The organism is Enterobacter cloacae complex sp. IR5384 (assembly GCF_049237265.1).
In the GTDB taxonomy this organism is placed as follows: Bacteria; Pseudomonadota; Gammaproteobacteria; order Enterobacterales; family Enterobacteriaceae; genus Enterobacter; species Enterobacter cloacae.
On the sequence record NZ_JBMKHJ010000005.1, the window covers coordinates 133,536 to 149,988 of the forward strand.

The 16,453-nt window shown below is 54.3% G+C and carries 17 protein-coding genes; 10 read left to right on the forward strand and 7 right to left on the reverse strand.

Features of this window, described 5'->3' with window-relative positions; genetic code table 11:
* The first annotated feature begins 254 nt into the window (after positions 1-254).
* Entirely contained in the window at positions 255-1,622 is a 1,368-nt protein-coding gene (gene dcuC / locus ACOTX3_RS06795) for an anaerobic C4-dicarboxylate transporter DcuC (RefSeq protein ID WP_020685657.1), read from the forward strand.
* A 93-nt stretch (positions 1,623-1,715) separates the two neighbouring features.
* Positions 1,716-2,525, forward strand: coding sequence for a ribonuclease I (gene rna / locus ACOTX3_RS06800; protein WP_058679343.1), 810 nt, complete (start codon positions 1,716-1,718; stop codon positions 2,523-2,525).
* On the opposite strand, the gene ACOTX3_RS06805 is transcribed toward rna, so the two are convergent.
* Positions 2,519-3,136: a flavin reductase family protein gene (locus tag ACOTX3_RS06805; RefSeq protein WP_013097603.1), complete on the reverse strand. Its 618-nt coding sequence runs from the start codon at positions 3,134-3,136 to the stop codon at positions 2,519-2,521. The genes rna and ACOTX3_RS06805 overlap by 7 nt on opposite strands.
* A gap of 266 nt (positions 3,137-3,402) precedes the next feature.
* Here ACOTX3_RS06805 and rnk point away from each other — a divergent pair, with 266 nt between their 5' ends.
* Entirely contained in the window at positions 3,403-3,813 is a 411-nt protein-coding gene (gene rnk / locus ACOTX3_RS06810; RefSeq protein WP_013097604.1) for a nucleoside diphosphate kinase regulator, read from the forward strand.
* Between the two features lie 107 nt (positions 3,814-3,920).
* On the opposite strand, the gene ACOTX3_RS06815 is transcribed toward rnk, so the two are convergent.
* Entirely contained in the window at positions 3,921-5,159 is a 1,239-nt protein-coding gene (locus ACOTX3_RS06815; RefSeq protein ID WP_127869245.1) for a zinc-dependent alcohol dehydrogenase, read from the reverse strand.
* A gap of 180 nt (positions 5,160-5,339) precedes the next feature.
* On the opposite strand from ACOTX3_RS06815, the gene uspG reads away from it, so the two are divergent.
* Positions 5,340-5,768, forward strand: a complete 429-nt coding sequence (uspG, locus tag ACOTX3_RS06820) for a universal stress protein UspG (protein WP_013097606.1) — start codon at positions 5,340-5,342, stop codon at positions 5,766-5,768.
* A gap of 59 nt (positions 5,769-5,827) precedes the next feature.
* Here the strand turns inward: uspG and ahpF are convergent, their stop codons facing one another.
* Both ahpF and ahpC read right to left on the reverse strand, forming a co-directional pair.
* Entirely contained in the window at positions 5,828-7,393 is a 1,566-nt protein-coding gene (gene ahpF, locus ACOTX3_RS06825; RefSeq protein WP_013097607.1) for an alkyl hydroperoxide reductase subunit F, read from the reverse strand.
* 188 nt (positions 7,394-7,581) lie between these two features.
* Positions 7,582-8,145, reverse strand: coding sequence for an alkyl hydroperoxide reductase subunit C (ahpC, locus tag ACOTX3_RS06830; RefSeq protein ID WP_058679345.1), 564 nt, complete (start codon positions 8,143-8,145; stop codon positions 7,582-7,584).
* A gap of 638 nt (positions 8,146-8,783) precedes the next feature.
* On the opposite strand from ahpC, the gene citR reads away from it, so the two are divergent.
* The 3 genes from citR (at position 8,784) to ACOTX3_RS06845 (ending at position 11,689) form a co-directional block, all read left to right on the forward strand.
* Positions 8,784-9,683 (forward strand): DNA-binding transcriptional repressor CitR, encoded by a 900-nt coding sequence (gene citR / locus ACOTX3_RS06835; protein ID WP_058678374.1) that lies wholly within the window; start codon positions 8,784-8,786, stop codon positions 9,681-9,683.
* A gap of 171 nt (positions 9,684-9,854) precedes the next feature.
* A complete protein-coding gene (locus ACOTX3_RS06840) occupies positions 9,855-11,078 on the forward strand; it encodes a phosphoadenosine phosphosulfate reductase (RefSeq protein ID WP_029882127.1) in 1,224 nt (407 codons plus the stop codon).
* A complete protein-coding gene (locus ACOTX3_RS06845; protein ID WP_013097610.1) occupies positions 11,063-11,689 on the forward strand; it encodes an IbrB-like domain-containing protein in 627 nt (208 codons plus the stop codon). Before ACOTX3_RS06840 ends, ACOTX3_RS06845 begins: the two co-directional genes overlap by 16 nt.
* On the opposite strand, the gene ACOTX3_RS06850 is transcribed toward ACOTX3_RS06845, so the two are convergent.
* Positions 11,690-12,850: a pyridoxal phosphate-dependent aminotransferase gene (locus tag ACOTX3_RS06850; RefSeq protein WP_038418894.1), complete on the reverse strand. Its 1,161-nt coding sequence runs from the start codon at positions 12,848-12,850 to the stop codon at positions 11,690-11,692.
* A 122-nt stretch (positions 12,851-12,972) separates the two neighbouring features.
* Between ACOTX3_RS06850 and ACOTX3_RS06855 the strand changes: the two genes are divergently transcribed.
* The 3 genes from ACOTX3_RS06855 to ACOTX3_RS06865 are packed head-to-tail and all read left to right on the forward strand — an operon-like array spanning position 12,973 to position 14,812.
* Positions 12,973-13,587: a methylthioribulose 1-phosphate dehydratase gene (locus ACOTX3_RS06855; protein WP_058678372.1), complete on the forward strand. Its 615-nt coding sequence runs from the start codon at positions 12,973-12,975 to the stop codon at positions 13,585-13,587.
* Positions 13,584-14,273 carry an acireductone synthase gene (gene mtnC / locus ACOTX3_RS06860; protein ID WP_020685649.1) on the forward strand — a complete coding sequence of 230 codons (690 nt, stop codon included), beginning with the start codon at positions 13,584-13,586 and terminating at the stop codon, positions 14,271-14,273. Before ACOTX3_RS06855 ends, mtnC begins: the two co-directional genes overlap by 4 nt.
* Positions 14,270-14,812, forward strand: coding sequence for a 1,2-dihydroxy-3-keto-5-methylthiopentene dioxygenase (locus tag ACOTX3_RS06865; RefSeq protein WP_058678370.1), 543 nt, complete (start codon positions 14,270-14,272; stop codon positions 14,810-14,812). Before mtnC ends, ACOTX3_RS06865 begins: the two co-directional genes overlap by 4 nt.
* Positions 14,813-14,877: 65 nt before the next feature.
* Here ACOTX3_RS06865 and ACOTX3_RS06870 read toward each other — a convergent pair whose 3' ends face one another.
* Both ACOTX3_RS06870 and mtnA read right to left on the reverse strand, forming a co-directional pair.
* Entirely contained in the window at positions 14,878-15,348 is a 471-nt protein-coding gene (locus ACOTX3_RS06870; protein WP_058678368.1) for an SRPBCC family protein, read from the reverse strand.
* Positions 15,349-15,391: 43 nt separating this feature from the next.
* On the reverse strand, positions 15,392-16,408 hold the full coding sequence (mtnA, locus tag ACOTX3_RS06875; protein ID WP_058678366.1) for an S-methyl-5-thioribose-1-phosphate isomerase: 1,017 nt from the start codon (positions 16,406-16,408) through the stop codon (positions 15,392-15,394).
* Positions 16,409-16,453: the final 45 nt, after the last annotated feature.

A 16,453-nucleotide genomic window follows, 5' to 3' on the forward strand; every position in this document is an offset into this window, starting at 1 on the left:
TTCAAGAACGTGTTAATATAGAATCAATTAATTAACAAATCATTAGCATTTAAATGACATACTCCACTGTTGTCACCGGTCAATACCCATATGTCATTATTGCCATCACCATGGCAAAAATATCGCTAACATCTGCTTTAGTAGTATATTTATTGATTTTAATCAGCAAGGACTGGCCATTAATTCGGCACATTCTCATCCTTCTTTTTTATTGATTATTTGTGCTCTCGGGCAGCAAGGATACAGGGGAAATCATGCTTACGTTTTTCGAGCTCCTTATCGGAGTCGTCGTCATTGTCGGTGTAGCACGCTACATCATTAAGGGGTATTCCGCCACGGGCGTGTTATTTGTCGGCGGCCTGGCCTTGCTGATCGTTAGCGCCCTGATGGGTCACCAGGTCTTACCCGCCAGCGCAGCGAGCACCGGGTATACCGCCACAGACATTGTTGAATACATTAAAATTCTGCTCATGAGCCGCGGTGGCGATCTGGGCATGATGATCATGATGCTGTGCGGTTTTGCCGCCTACATGACCCATATTGGTGCCAACGATATGGTCGTGAAGCTGGCCTCCAGACCGCTGCAGTACATCAACTCCCCGTATCTGCTGATGGTGGCAGCCTACTTCCTCGCCTGTCTGATGTCGCTGGCCGTGTCGTCCGCGACTGGCCTGGGGGTGTTGCTAATGGCTACCCTGTTCCCGGTGATGGTTAACGTCGGCATTAGCCGTGGTGCAGCGGCGGCTATCTGCGCCTCTCCGGCGGCCATTATTCTCTCCCCTACCTCTGGCGACGTCGTACTGGCGGCGAAAGCCGCGGAAATGTCACTCATCGATTTCGCCTTTAAAACCACGCTGCCGATTTCCATTGTGGCTATCGTGGGCATGGGCATCGCGCATTTCTTCTGGCAGCGTTATCTCGATAAAAAAGAGCACATCAGCCACGAAATGATGGACGTGAATGAAATCACCACCACCGCCCCGGCGTTCTATTCCATTCTGCCGTTCACGCCTATCATCGGCGTGCTGATTTTTGACGGCAAATGGGGACCACAGCTGCACATCATTACCATTCTGGTTATCTGTATGCTGCTGGCCGCCATGCTGGAATTTATTCGCGGTTTCAACACTCAGAAGGTATTTTCTGGCCTGGAAGTGGCGTATCGCGGTATGGCTGATGCATTTGCAGGCGTCGTGATGCTGTTGGTGGCGGCGGGCGTCTTCGCGCAGGGTCTGAGCACTATCGGCTTTATTCAGAGCCTCATCTCCATCGCCACGTCGTTCGGCTCTGCCAGCATTATCCTGATGCTGGTACTGGTGGTGCTGACCATGCTGGCGGCAATGACCACCGGTTCAGGTAACGCGCCGTTCTACGCCTTCGTTGAGATGATCCCAAAACTGGCTCACTCCTCCGGTATTAACCCGGCTTACCTCTCCATTCCCATGCTGCAGGCGTCTAACCTCGGTCGTACCATTTCGCCGGTATCAGGTGTCGTAGTCGCGGTCGCCGGGATGGCAAAAATCTCGCCGTTCGAAGTGGTAAAACGCACGTCGGTCCCGGTGCTTGTGGGCCTGATCATCGTGATTATCGCAACCGAAGTGCTGGTTCCTGGCGCAGCCTGAGTAAAATGACCGATATCCAAAAAGCGCCTGCGGGCGCTTTTTGTGCTTTAATAACTTCCAGAAATCTATCGCGTTAACCCATCAGGAAATCACATGTTCAGGAAGGATATCGTTATCCCGTCTGGCGCCATGGCGCTTGCACTCTGTGTCTTCACCGCGCAGGCGGATCCGCTCAAAGCCACGCAGTATGGCGATTTCGATCGCTACGTTCTGGCGCTTTCCTGGCAAACCGGGTTCTGCCAGAGCATGGCTGAACGTAACCGTAACGAACCCGAAGAGTGCCGTCTGCAAAAAGAGAGCAATAACAAGACCGATTATCTAACCGTACACGGATTATGGCCTGGCCTGCCAAAATCCATCGCCGCACGCGGCGTGGATGAACGCCGCTGGATGCGTTTTGGCTGCGCGACCCGCCCAATCCCGAACATGCCGGAAGCCAAAGCCAGCCGCAAATGCTCAGCCGCCGAAACCGGGCTATCACTGTCGGGTGCCGCAAAGCTGAACAGCGTCATGCCCGGTGCTGGCGGTAACTCCTGCCTGGAACGCTATGAGTACGCCAAACACGGCGTCTGCTTCGGCTTTGATCCTGACGCCTATTTCGGCACCATGGTGCGGATGAATCAGGAGATAAAAAACAGCGCGGTGGGTAAATTCCTGGCGGATAACTACGGTAAAACGGTAAGCCGTAAAGATTTTGATAACGCCGTGGCGAAAAGCTGGAGCAAAGACAACGTCAAAGCGTTCAAACTGACCTGCAATGGTAATCCGGCCTATCTGACCGAAATGCAGATCTCGCTTAAGGCCAGCACCATTAATAACCCGCTGTCTGCCGGCTCTTTTGCGCCACAGCCACATCCGGGTAACTGTGGCAAACAGTTTGTTATCGATAAAGTGGGTTACTGATCCACAATCGGGCGCACCATATCGAAGCGGTGTTCATCACTGATGCCATAATAGGCCGTCGGCCCACCCGCACGCAGGATAGGCTGCGCTTTCGCCGTCTGGTAGATCCCCTCTTCCAGCAGCGATTCTGCAATATGAATCCCCACCACTTCGCCCAGCACCAGCCAGGTGTCTACCGGCGTGCCGTCGGCGCCGGTCAGCTGAATACACTGCGACAGGCGGCACTCAAAGTTCACCGGACTCTCGGCCACGCGTGGCGCCTTTACAAGCTGGCTTGCCGCTGGCGTCAATCCGGAAAAAGAGAACTCGTCTTGATCGTGAGGCAGCGTAGCGGAGGTGAGATTCATCGCCTCAGCCAGGTCGCGCGTGGCAAGGTTCCAGACAAACTCACCCGTTTCGTTAATATTACGCACGCTGTCTTTCCAGCCGTTGCTGGAAAAACCAATAATCGGCGGGCGGTAGTTAAAGCAGTTAAAGAAGCTATAAGGTGCCAGGTTGATCTGTCCTGCCTGGTCGCAGGAGGAGATCCAGCCAATCGGACGCGGACCAATAATGGCATTCAGCGGGTCATGCGGCAGGCCATGCCCCTGTGACGGTTGATAAAAGTACATAGCGCTCTCTTATAAGGGTCAGACGCGAACTGCGTTTACCCACTATCCTGATTCAGAACGTTCAGCGTAACGCAATCCGCCAGAAATGCAGACTGAATAAATTTCAGCGAAAATTCATATGGCCCATGAATGTGACCTCTATCACTTCAAAGTTGCGTGCGCAGACAGTATCATCGGGAGAGTTAAACCCTCGCTGCCAGACGGCGAGGGTTTTCTTTTGGATTGGTTTCTGCGTTACACGCAGCATTAACGACATGGAGTAAAAAATGTCCAGACCCACCATCATTATCAATGAACTTGACGCAGAACGTATTGACCGACTTCTGGAAAAACCAGAATTCGCCTCGCTCCCGGTAGCCGATGCCCTGAATGAAGAGCTCGACCGGGCGCAGATGTGTACCCCGGAGTCCATGCCGCATGACGTGGTCACCATGAACAGCCAGGTCAAATTCCGCAACCTGACAACGGGCGAAGAGTTAACCCGCACGCTGGTCTACCCGGCGCAAATGACCGACAGCAGCGCTCAGCTTTCCGTGCTGGCACCGGTCGGCGCGGCCCTGCTGGGCCTGCGTACGGGGGATACCATTCACTGGGAATTGCCGGGCGGTGCCTCGACCCATCTGGAAGTGCTGGCGTTGCTCTACCAGCCAGAAGCGGCAGGCGATTACCTGCGTTAATCCCATCTGAACAAGCGCGACCCGCGTTGCACAGAGGATGCCTGCGCATCCTCTTTCCGCAGATTCACCTGGACGTCCTATATCGTGCCGCAGGTAAGGGAACCGTCTTAAACCACCCCACCCGGAAACGCATTCACCAGCCCTTTAACCTGCTGTTCCGCCGCTTCCGGCGTTTCTGCACCGGGCACCAGAATCACCTTCCGGCACGCCTCCTCCCGTTTTTCAAAGATCCGGTAGGCGCGTTCGGCATCATCCAGCGGCAGATAGTGGGTGACAATCTCCTCCGGCGTCAGCAACCCTTTTTCGATCAGCGGTAACAACTCGCCAAGCCAGGCGTGGACGTGGGTCTGGCCCATCTTAAAACTGAGCCCCTTATCGAAGGCATCACCAAACAGGAAGCCATGGATAAAGCCCGCATACACGCCGGGCACGCTCACCACCCCACCCCGTCGAACAGCAGCAATACACTGACGCAGCGCTTTACCGCTGCTGCCCTCAATTTTAAGGTTGCTGAGGATGGTTTCCGTGGTGCTGCCTTTGGCTTCAAACCCCACGGCATCAATGACGGCATCCACGCCGCGCTGGCCTGCGGTTTGCTCAATGATTTTTTCCGCTGCGTCGTTGTCTTCATCAAAGTTGATGGGGATAGCGCCGTAGCGCTCTGCGGCAAAACGCAGACGATACGGGTGATGGTCAATCACAAAGATCTGTTCGGCACCTAACAGCCGCGCGCAGGCGATGGTCAGTAACCCCACCGGTCCTGCACCAAAAACGGCGACGCTGGAGCCTTTTTCAATCTGGGCATTTTTCGCCGCCTGCCAGGCGGTAGGCAAGATATCGGAGAGGAACAGCGCTTTATCATCGGAGAGCAGCTGAGGCACTTTGAACGGCCCAACGTTACCTTTGGGCACCCGAACGTATTCCGCTTGTCCACCGGGCACGCCGCCATAAAGATGGCTGTAGCCAAACAGCGCGGCGGGCGCGGGAATTTGCTTTTTATTCAGCGCGGCGCCCTGCCCGGCGTTGGTGCTCTCGCAGGCCGCGTACTGCTGCAGGCGGCAAAAGAAGCAGTCACCACAGGCGATGACAAACGGGATCACCACCCGGTCGCCTTTTTGCAGCGTCTTCACTTCCCTGCCCGTCTCCACCACTTCGCCCATGAACTCGTGGCCAAAAATATCGCCGTGTTCAACTTTGGGGATCTTCCCGCGGTAGAGATGCAGATCCGATCCGCAGATCGCCGTGGCCGTTACGCGCAGGATAATATCGTCAGGTTGTTCAATAACAGGATCGGGGACATTCTCGACACGAACATGATGTGGACCGTGGTACGTGAGTGCTTTCATGCGACCTCCGAAAGGATCCGGGTAAGTATTTAAGGGTAGCGTTCCCTGACGACCTGCCCGGGATTAGCGGGCTTTTGAGATTTATCCTGGGAAAAACAGAAAAGTGCCGCAGCGCTTACAAAAACCATATTCATTTTATGGTTGAATGATTCCAGCGTTTATAAACAAGGAGAAACGGGTATGTATCAAAGAATTATTATGCCGGTTGATGTTTTTGAGATGGAGCTGAGCGACAAGGCCGTACGCCATGCGGAATTTCTGGCGCAGCAGGACGGGATTATTCATCTTCTACACGTGCTGCCGGGTTCTGCCAGCCTGAGTCTGCATCGCTTCGCCGCCGATGTACGCCGCTTTGAAGAGCATCTGCAGCACGAGGCGGAAAATCGCCTGCAAACGATGGTCGGGCACTTCACCATCGACCCTTCCCGCATTAAAACGCATGTCCGGTTTGGCAGCGTGCGCGATGCCGTTAACGAGCTGGCGAGCGAGCTGAACGCCGACGTGGTGGTTATCGGTTCACGCAATCCGTCCATTACCACGCATCTGCTGGGTTCAAACGCCTCCAGCGTTATCCGTCACACCCACATTCCGGTGATGGTCGTGAGATAAAAAAAGAGGCCACCTTCTGGTGGCCTCTCCTGGTGCAGGTGCAGTCTTACTGACTTTTATTATGCTGTTTTGGTGCGAATCAGGTAGTCGAACGCGCTCAGAGACGCTTTCGCCCCTTCACCGGTCGCGATGATGATCTGCTTGTACGGCACGGTAGTACAGTCGCCCGCCGCAAATACGCCCTTCACGCTGGTTTCACATTTGGCATCGATGATAATCTCGCCCATGCGGTTACGCTCAATGGCGCCTTCCAGCCAGGTGGTGTTTGGCAGCAGACCAATCTGCACGAAGATCCCCGAAAGCGGAACGCTGTGCACATCGCCACTGACGCGGTCGCGGTACTCCAGACCGGTGACTTTACTGCCGTCGCCCTTCACTTCCGTGGTCTGCGCATTCAGCACGATGTCGACGTTTTTCAGGCTGCGTACTTTATCCTGCAGTACCTGGTCTGCCTTCATCTCTGGTGCAAATTCCAGCAGGGTAACGTGTTCAACAATGCCCGCCAGGTCGATAGCCGCTTCAACACCGGAGTTACCGCCGCCAATCACCGCCACGCGTTTGCCTTTAAACAGCGGACCATCGCAGTGCGGGCAGTAGGTCACGCCTTTGGTGCGATACTGATCTTCACCCGGCACGTTCATGTTTCGCCATTTGGCACCGGTGGCAATGATAACACTGCGGGCTTTCAGCACCGCGCCGGAAGCAGTTTCAATCTGGTGTAAGCCACCTTCGACTGCGGCAGGAACCAGCTTGCTGGCGCTCTGGCTGTCGATCACATCCACTGCGTAATCATTGACGTGCGCTTTAAGTGCGCCAGCCAGTTTCTGGCCTTCGGTCTTCGGCACAGAGATGTAGTTTTCGATATCCACGGTATCCAGCACCTGGCCGCCAAAGCGTTCGCCCATCAGACCGGTACGAATACCTTTACGTGCGGAATAGACCGCTGCCGCGGCGCCCGCCGGGCCAGAGCCGACAATCAGTACATCATACGCATCGCGCTTGTTCAGCTCTTCTGCGGCACGTTTTTCGGCGCCGGTATCCACTTTGGCCACAATTTCGGACAAGGTCATACGGCCCTGGCCAAACTCCTGCCCATTCAGGAACACTGCCGGAACCCCCATCACGTTGCGATCGGTGATTTCGTTCTGGAAAGTGCCGCCATCAATTGCGGTGTGTTTAATACGCGGGTTCAGGACTGACATCAGGTTCAGCGCCTGCACCACGTCCGGGCAGTTGTGGCAGGAGAGTGAATAGTAAGTTTCGAAGGTGAAATCCCCGTCGATATCGCGGATCTGCTCCAGCAGCGCCTGCGCCTCTTTCGACGGATGCCCACCGGTCCACAGCAGAGCCAGCACCAGTGAGGTAAATTCGTGGCCCAGCGGTGAGCCGGCAAAACGCGGCCCCTGATCAGAGCCCGGGTTGGTGATCAGGAAAGATGGCTTACGCACCGCCAGATCGTTCGCTTCTTTGAAGGTCACTTTCGGTGACAGTTCGGCGATCTCCGCCAGCAGTTCCTTGATTTCTGCCGATTTAGCGCTGTCGTCCAGCGTGGCAATCAGCTCAACAGGTTTGGTCAGTTTCTCAAGGTATGCCTTGAGCTGGGTTTTCATTGTAGTGTCGAGCATTGTTCTTCCCTCTCTAAAAACGTCATCATGCAAGCTGCCTTATACGGGCGGCCTGAATGCAACTTGCATCATGGTGCTGGAATGAAATGGGCGCGGGGGGCGCCCATGGGTTGCCGGGTGGCACGTCGTTTACCCGGCCTACGATACTGTAGGCCTGTGCAAGCTCAGCGCCGCCAGACTTTACAGACTTAGATCTTGCCGACCAGGTCTAAAGATGGAGCCAGCGTCGCTTCGCCTTCTTTCCATTTCGCCGGGCACACTTCACCTGGGTGAGACGCCACGTACTGAGCGGCTTTCACTTTACGCAGCAGGTCAGATGCATCACGGCCGATACCTTCAGCGGTAACTTCGATAGCCTGGATAATGCCCTGCGGGTCAACAACGAAGGTCGCACGGTCTGCCAGGCCTTCATCTTCACGCATGTTGTCGAAGTTACGGGTCAGGGCGCCAGTCGGGTCACCGATCATCGCGTATTTGATTTTCGCGATGGTTTCAGAGCTGCTGTTCCACGCTTTGTGGGTGAAGTGGGTGTCGGTAGAGACAGAGTACACGTCTACGCCCAGCTTCTGCAGTTCATCGTAGTGATCGGCCACGTCACCCAGTTCGGTCGGGCAAACGAATGTGAAGTCAGCCGGATAGAAGAAGAACACGCTCCAGCGGCCTTCGGTATCTTTCTCAGTCACTTCAATGAATTCGCCGTTTTTGAACGCCTGGTTTTTGAAAGGTTTAATTTTGGTGTTAATCAAAGACATCTGTACTTCCTCCGTGTTTTCGTTGAGATGTAAGGTAACGAACTTTCGCTACATGGGCTAATGCGTTTGCTTTATCAAATCAATCAGCCATACCTAACAACCCGAACAAGACAACGTTGTGAACCCAATGAATAAAAGCCCGAAAGTAAAAAGGCCGCCCTGGTGGGCGGCCCTGATACCTGAACTTTCCACAGGAACTTTCAGTGCCAGTGAGACTGGCGTTGCGTTGCGCTCTACATACCTTTATATCAAGGTCGTTACAGCCCCCCGATTACAGCACTCGTGTCGGGACAGGGCAATGGATTGAAGGGATAATCATATCTATGGCTGTGATAGGTTTTACCAAACTAAGCATTCCCCATCGCCGCTAATGCTCACGCCAGTAAAAATAAAAATGCGTGATAATTACTTGTCCATATATAAATCTGACTATTTTTATTCAGTTCTGTTTTCTATTTTAAAGGTAAAAATATCTTAACCACTATTGAAGTTCTATTTCATTAATCTACGTTCGTGATATATTAAGTTGGTTTTCAATCATAATTAAGCGAGCTAACCATCAAGGATGGTAAATGGTTACGTTCCTTCTATAGTTATCAGTGATGTGATAACGCAACGCAGCACACTCAGGATGAAACATGGCAAATCTTTACGACTTAAAAAAATTCGATCTCAATCTGCTGGTCATTTTCGAATGCATCTACCAACACCTGAGCATCAGCAAGGCAGCAGAAACGCTCTACATAACGCCTTCCGCGGTCAGTCAATCCCTGCAGCGACTGCGTAACCAGCTGAACGATCCGCTGTTTATCCGTTCGGGAAAAGGGATCACTCCCACCACCGTCGGGGCAAATTTGCATCATCATCTTGAGCAAAACCTCAATCAGCTTGAGCAGACCATCAACATCATGCATGGCTCATCGCTCAAAAAGAATTTTGTCATCTACTGCCCGCAGGTTCTGACAACCGACAATCTGCTCAGCCCCATGAAGCTATTGATGCGAGAGCACAATTATGAAATAGAGCTTCATGACATGCTGCTGTCCGCGGATTCCGCAGAAGACCTGCTTGCCTACCGCAAAGCAGACTTAATTTTCTCCATTGCGCCTATCAACAATCGCTCAATGGTGTGCGTTCCCTATGTTAATTACCGAATGATTCTGGTGTGCAGCCAGGATCACCCCCGTCTGCAGGAGACCGCTACCCTGGAAGAGCTGCAGAAAGAGAAGTTTACGATCTTCCTGAGCGATGAAGCGGGTGTGAAACACTATCAGTCAAAGACTGAGGAAGTGCATGCCGACAGGACAATCGGTTTTCGCTGCGACTCTCTCTTTTCAATCATAAACATGATCAGCGCATCGCATTTAGTGGGATATATACCGGAAGTCCTGTATGAAAAATACCGTGACGTATTGCGACTGAAAAAAGTGGACGCACCCTTCACGCTGCCTCAAATGGAAGTCTTCATGGTTTATAACCGCTCAGCGCTTAACAGCTCGGTTTTCTCGAAGTTTGTTGAGCAGATTACGCAAAAATAAATCCGAATGGCTGTGATATTTACAGCCATTTCTCTCTTCAAAATATAACCCTCATTTATAGATAATAAAAAATCTGCCTTTTTTGATTTACCTGCCTTTATTTTCACTACTATTATTCTCTCTCCTGCATTGACATGAACGTCCGGTATTTATTTCCAGGAGGAGTTGCCTTTGTCAATTTATAAGCATCCGCTCAATCAAAATGTCCTTGACGCTGCCACAGAGCGCATAACATGGACGCTTGAGAATCTGCCAAGGGTCTGTGTTTCATTTTCTGGCGGAAAAGATTCCACCATTATGTTCCATTTAACGGCCCGACAAGCCCGAAAAATGGGAAAGAAAATCTGTCTGCTATTTATCGACTGGGAAGCGCAGTTCACCTGTACCATTCAGCATGTGAATAACATGATCGCACAATACGCCGATGTGATTGAAAAGTGCTGGTGGGTAGCGCTCCCGTTGACCACGCAAAATTCACTCTCACAGTTCCAGCCCGAATGGCAGTGCTGGGAGCCGGGTAAAAACTGGGTACGCACGCCCCCGGAAGAGGCGGTAACCGATCCAGATTACTTCTCGTTCTACCAGCCGGGCATGACCTTCGAGGCCTTTGTTCGCGAATTTTCCGACTGGTTTGCCAAAAGGCGCCCGGCAGCAATGATGATCGGCATTCGTGCCGATGAATCCTACAATCGCTTTTTGACTATCGCCAACGCACGAAAGCAGCGCTTTGCCGATGACAAACCCTGGACCACCGTCGCCCCCGGCGGGCACGCCTGGTATGTCTATCCGCTTTATGACTGGAAAACCGCCGATATCTGGACCTGGTTTGCGAAAACGGGCGGGTGCTATAACCCGCTTTACGACCTGATGTTTCAGGCTGGCGTGCCGCCGCGCTATATGCGCATCTGTGAACCCTTTGGCCCGGAGCAGCGTCAGGGATTGTGGCTCTATCATGTTGTGGAGCCCGAACGCTGGGCGGCGATGTGTGAGCGGGTAAACGGCGTGCACAGTGGCGGGGTCTACGCAGGGCAGGACAATCATTTCTATGGCCACCGCAAAATTCTGAAACCCGACGCGCTCAGCTGGCGGGAATACGCCATGCTGCTTCTCGACAGCATGCCGCACACCACCGCGGAACATTACCGTAATAAAATCGCGATCTATTTGCACTGGTACCAGAAGAGAGGCATGGCCGATATTCCCGACACCCAGGAGGGCGATATCGGCGCCAAAGATATCCCGTCCTGGCGACGCGTGTGCAAGGTATTACTCAACAATGACTACTGGTGCCGGGCGCTGTCATTCAGTCCGAACAAACCCAGGCATTACCAGCGTTACAGCGAACGGATGAAATCAAAACGCAAGGAGTGGGGGATCTTATGCAGCAGCAATTAATTAACGAAATGAAAAATTATCTTCAGTCTCTTCCCGAAGATAAACGCATTGAAGCCATTAACGCCTTTCGCCAGGCCATCCATGAAAATAGCCCTTTTCGCGAACAGCCTGTCGATTGCGTGCTGTGGATCAAACAGGACGAGATTACCGCGAACGATTACAACCCCAACAACGTTGCCCCGCCGGAAAAACGGCTGCTCTGTAAATCGCTGGAGATGGACGGTTTTACCCAACCTATTGTGGTAACAGAAAGTGAGGCCCGGCATTATGAAATTGTCGACGGCTTCCATCGCCATGAAATTGGGTCCAACCGGGCGGTATTGAAACGCCAGCTTAAAGGCTATCTGCCTGTCACCTGTCTGCGTAAAGAGCGGCAGAAAAAGTTCGACCGGATAGCGGCCACCATTCGTCACAATCGGGCGCGCGGCCGCCATCAAATCAATGCGATGTCCGATATCGTCCGCGAGCTGGTGCAGCTTGGCTGGGACGACGAGAGAATCAGTCAGGAACTGGGAATGGATAGCGACGAGGTATTGCGCCTCAAGCAAATCAACGGCCTGCTGGAACTCTTTGCAGACCGCCGTTACTCAGAAGCCTGGACGGTCAAATAATCAGAGCGCGTTAAGACGCTCTGCCGCCGCCAGCAGCGTCGATTCCTGTTTCGCAAAGCAGAGACGAATCAGCTTATGCGGGAAGGGATCGGCGCAAAAGACGGATAACGGGATCGCCGCCACGCCCACCTCTTTGGTCAGCCACTGGCAAAAACTGACGTCGTCCAGATCGGAAATGGCGCTGTAATCGGCCAGCAGGAAATAGGTGCCTTCACACGGCAGGATCTCCAGACGGCTCTGACTCAGGGCACTCACAAACCGATCCCGGCGTGCGCGGTAAAATTCGGGCAGCTCACGGTAATGCTCAGGCTCAGCGCGCAGCATATCGGCCAGCGCCAGCTGGGCAGGCGTGTTCACCGCAAACGTCAGGTACTGGTGCACTTTACGCAACTCCGCGCTGATGGCCGCCGGTGCCACGCAGTACCCCACCTTCCAGCCGGTCATATGATAGGTTTTACCAAATGACGACACCGCCACAGCGCGCTCGCGAAGCTGCGGATGGGCCAGCACGCTGACGTGCCCTTCCCCGGCAAAGCAGATGTGCTCATACACTTCGTCGCTAAGAACATAAATTTCACGTTCCGCAATGGCCTGCCACAGCGCGGCGAAATCGCACTTCTGCCACACCGTCGCCGACGGGTTGTGTGGTGTATTCAGAATGACCAGCCGGGTTTTGTCGCTCAGCAGCGCAGCAAACGCCTGCCAGTCGGGGCGAAAATGCGGCGGCTGTAATGCCACGCGCTTCACCACGCCGCCGGACAGTTCGATGGCAGGCGCATAGCTGTCGTAGCTTGGGTCAAAGCAGATAACCTCATCGCCCGTGCGAACCAGCGCGGTGATGGCCGCATACAGTGCTTCGGTCGCACCTGCCGTCACCGTAATGTCGCTGTTGGCATCCGGTTGATAGCCATAGCATTCCGCCGTTTTATCCGCAATGGCGTCACGCAATGCCTGCACGCCGGTCATCGGCGCATACTGATTCGCCCCCTGGGCAACGTGCCAGGCCAGACGCTCCTGCAAATAGCCTGGACCATCAAAATCCGGGAACCCCTGCGAGAGGTTAATGGCGTTGTGCTTCTGGGCCAGAGCGCTCATCTGCGTAAAGATAGTGGTGCCCAGGTTGGGAAGTTTGCTTTGCGGAATCAATGCGTTATTGCTCATTGTGGGGTGCCTGCTTGTAATACTTATGTTGCTGCCACTATAACACGATGTTAGTCTTTGGCAATCAAGACGCTTAGACGTCTAAACAATATCAATATTCCTGACCGAGAGGGTAAAAGGAAATGACAGACAACCTGCAACTCACGCAACTGGTCGAAGCCTGCCGCTGGATTGGTGCCAAAGGCTGGGCCCCCGCCACCGGCGGCAACATGTCGGTACGTCAGGATGAAAACCTGTGCTGGCTCAGTGAATCCGGCAAAGACAAAGGCAGCCTCACGCAGGATGATTTTCTGCAGGTAGAGATCGCCACCAATCGCGCCCCCTCTGGCCGTAAACCTTCGGCCGAAACTGGGTTACACACGCTCATCTATCGCCTGTTCCCGGAGGCCAATGCCGTACTGCACGTCCACACGGTGAACGCCACGGTGCTCTCGCGGCTGGTGAAAGAGGCGGAGTTGCACATCAGCGGCTTTGAGATGCAAAAATCCCTCACCGGGCAGACCACGCATCTGGCTACGGTTGCCATTCCGGTATTCGATAACGACCAGGATATAGACGCCCTCGCTTCGCGAATCGCCCATTACGCGCAGGAGCGCCCGCTTAATTATGGTTTTCTTCTGCGCGGCCATGGCTTAACCTGCTGGGGACGTGATGTGGCCGAAGCCCGCCGTCATCTGGAAGGATTGGAATTCTTATTTGAATGCGAAATGCGTTTACGACAACTGGAGAAGATATGATTCGCGCGATTGTGACGGATATTGAGGGAACCACCAGCGATATCCGTTTTGTCCATGATGTTTTGTTCCCTTATGCGCGTGAGCGTCTGGCGGCCTTCGTCACCGCCCAGCAGTACGCCGAGCCGGTCAAATCGATTCTGGACAACCTGCGCGATGAAATCGACACTCCGCACGCCAGCGTCAGCGATCTTATCGAGACCCTCTTCACCTTTATGGATGAAGACCGTAAATCGACGGCGCTGAAGGCCCTGCAGGGAATTATCTGGCACGACGGTTACGTCAACGGCGACTTTACCGGCCATCTCTACCCGGACGTGCTGCCGGCGCTGGAAAAATGGAAAGCGCAAGGCATTGATCTCTATGTTTATTCTTCTGGTTCCGTCGCTGCGCAGAAACTGTTATTTGGCTACAGCGATGAAGGTGATATTACTCATCTGTTCAGCGGCTACTTTGATACCCATATTGGTGCCAAGCGTGAGGTGCAGTCTTATCAGAATATTGCGGCGCAAACGGGCATTGCCCCGTCGCAGATCCTGTTCCTGTCGGATATCCATCAGGAGCTGGACGCTGCTGAACAGGCCGGTTTTCGCACCCTGCAGCTGATTCGCGGTGATGATGACGGTGCAAGCCACCATCATCAGGTTCACCAGTTCGACGAGATTAACCCGGAGCAGATCCCTTCATGAGCGCATTAACCATTTATTCCGATAAAGACGCGAGTAAGCACCTGTGGCACAGCACCGACGCCGCCGAGATCGCCCAACAGCTCAACGCCAAAGGCGTGCGTTTTGAACGCTGGGCGGCTGACCGTGATTTAGGGTGCGACCCTGCCCCAGAAGTGGTCATTGACGCTTACCAGCATGCCATCGACAAGCTGGTCGCGGAGAAAGGCTATCAGAGCTGGGATGTGATCAGCCTGCGTGCCGACAATCCGCAAAAAGAAGCGCTGCGCGCGAAATTCCTCAACGAGCACACCCACGGCGAAGATGAAGTGCGCTTTTTCGTGGAAGGCGCGGGATTGTTCTGCCTGCACATTGGCGATGAGGTGTATCAGGTGCTGTGCGAGAAAAACGACCTGATTTCGGTGCCAGCAGGCACACCGCACTGGTTTGATATGGGCTCAGAGCCAAACTTTACGGCCATCCGTATATTCGATAATCCGGAGGGCTGGGTGGCGCAGTTTACCGGTGATGCGATTGCGGAAGCGTATCCGCGTCTGGCATAGGTGAAAGCATTGCTCCCTCTCCCTGTGGGAGAGGGCTGGGGTGAGGGCATCAGGCCGCTCTATTTTCAATGCTTCAATCCCTTCACATACCCCACCAGCTGATCCAGCACGATCCTCCAGCCTTCATGGAAGCCCATCTGTTCATGCTGCTCACGGATTTCTTTCGTGGGATGGCGCGCAATCGCCGTATAGCGGGTTTTGCCCTCCCCAAGATCTTCCAGCAACAAAATCGCCGTCATAAACGGCTTTTCGGCTGGTTTCCACCCTTCGGTATAGCCGTCGGTAAAGACCAGTTTTTTACCGGGATCGATTTCCAGGAAAACACCTTTATTGTCCATTTTTTGCCCGTCCACGTCGAAAACGGTATTGAACCGTCCACCCACGCGCAGGTCGAGGTCGCATTCGGTCACTTTATGGGGGGCAGGAATAAAGAAGTTTTTGATGTGCTCTGGCGTCGTCCAGCAAAGCCACAGCAGGTCGCGCGGTGCATCCACCACGCGTTCCAGTTTTAAGTCTGTTTCGGGATCGAGCGTCACGATGTTGTCCTCTCAGGGGAACCCCTTACAAGGATAGCCGGACTCAGGCGAATTTCCCCTTTGCTACCGCTTCCGGCGTGACCACGCCCGTATCCAGTACCCAGCCGCTAATCAGCGAGGCTGGGGTGACGTCAAACGCAGGGTTGTAAACCTGCGCATTTTCCGGTGCCCACTGTACCGCGCCGAAGCTTCCCGCCACGCCCGTTACTTCACTGGCCGCGCGCTGCTCAATCGGGATTGCCTCACCGTTCGGGCACGCCGGGTCGAGGGTGGTTTGCGGGGCGGCGACATAGAACGGAATGCCGTGAAATTTCGCCAGCACCGCCAGGGAATAGGTGCCGATTTTGTTCGCCACATCGCCGTTGGCGGCAATACGATCTGCCCCCACCCACACGGCATCCACCTCCCCTTTTGCCATCAGGCTGGCGGCCATGGAGTCGGTAATCAGCTGATACGGCACGCCCAGCTCGCCGAGCTCCCACGCGGTCAGCCTGCCGCCCTGCAGCAGCGGACGGGTTTCATCCACCCAGACGTTGCTGACGTTGCCCTCCTGATGTGCGCGAGCAATAACACCCAGCGCAGTGCCGACGCCTGCGGTCGCCAGACCGCCAGTGTTACAGTGGGTCAGCAAGCGGCTACCGGGCGTCACCAGCGCGCTGCCCGCTGTCGCAATGGCGTCACAAAGCTGCCTGTCTTCGTCAATCAGTCGCAGAGCTTCCGTCACCAGCGCCGGAACGAAATCTTCCTGCCAGAGCGCCTGCTTCATGCGGTCGAGATTGTTCATCAGGTTGACCGCCGTCGGGCGTGCAGCGCGCAGCGTTTCCAGCGCCAGCGCCAGCTCGTCGCGGCTTTTCCCCTTTTCCGCCAGCAGCGCCAACAGCAGACTTGCAGAGAGACCAATCAGCGGCGCACCGCGCACCCTAAGGGCGTGAATATGCCCCACCAGCGCCTCAACCGTTGAGGCGTCAAGCCAGCGTTTCTCCTGCGGAAGGGCCTGTTGGTCGAGAATAAAGAGCTGATTATCCGCCACCCGCAGGCTGGTCGTCTGTAATGTCTGCATGTCGTTAATTCCCTGTTGCGTTGTTGTAGCACATTGTGTCAGGAT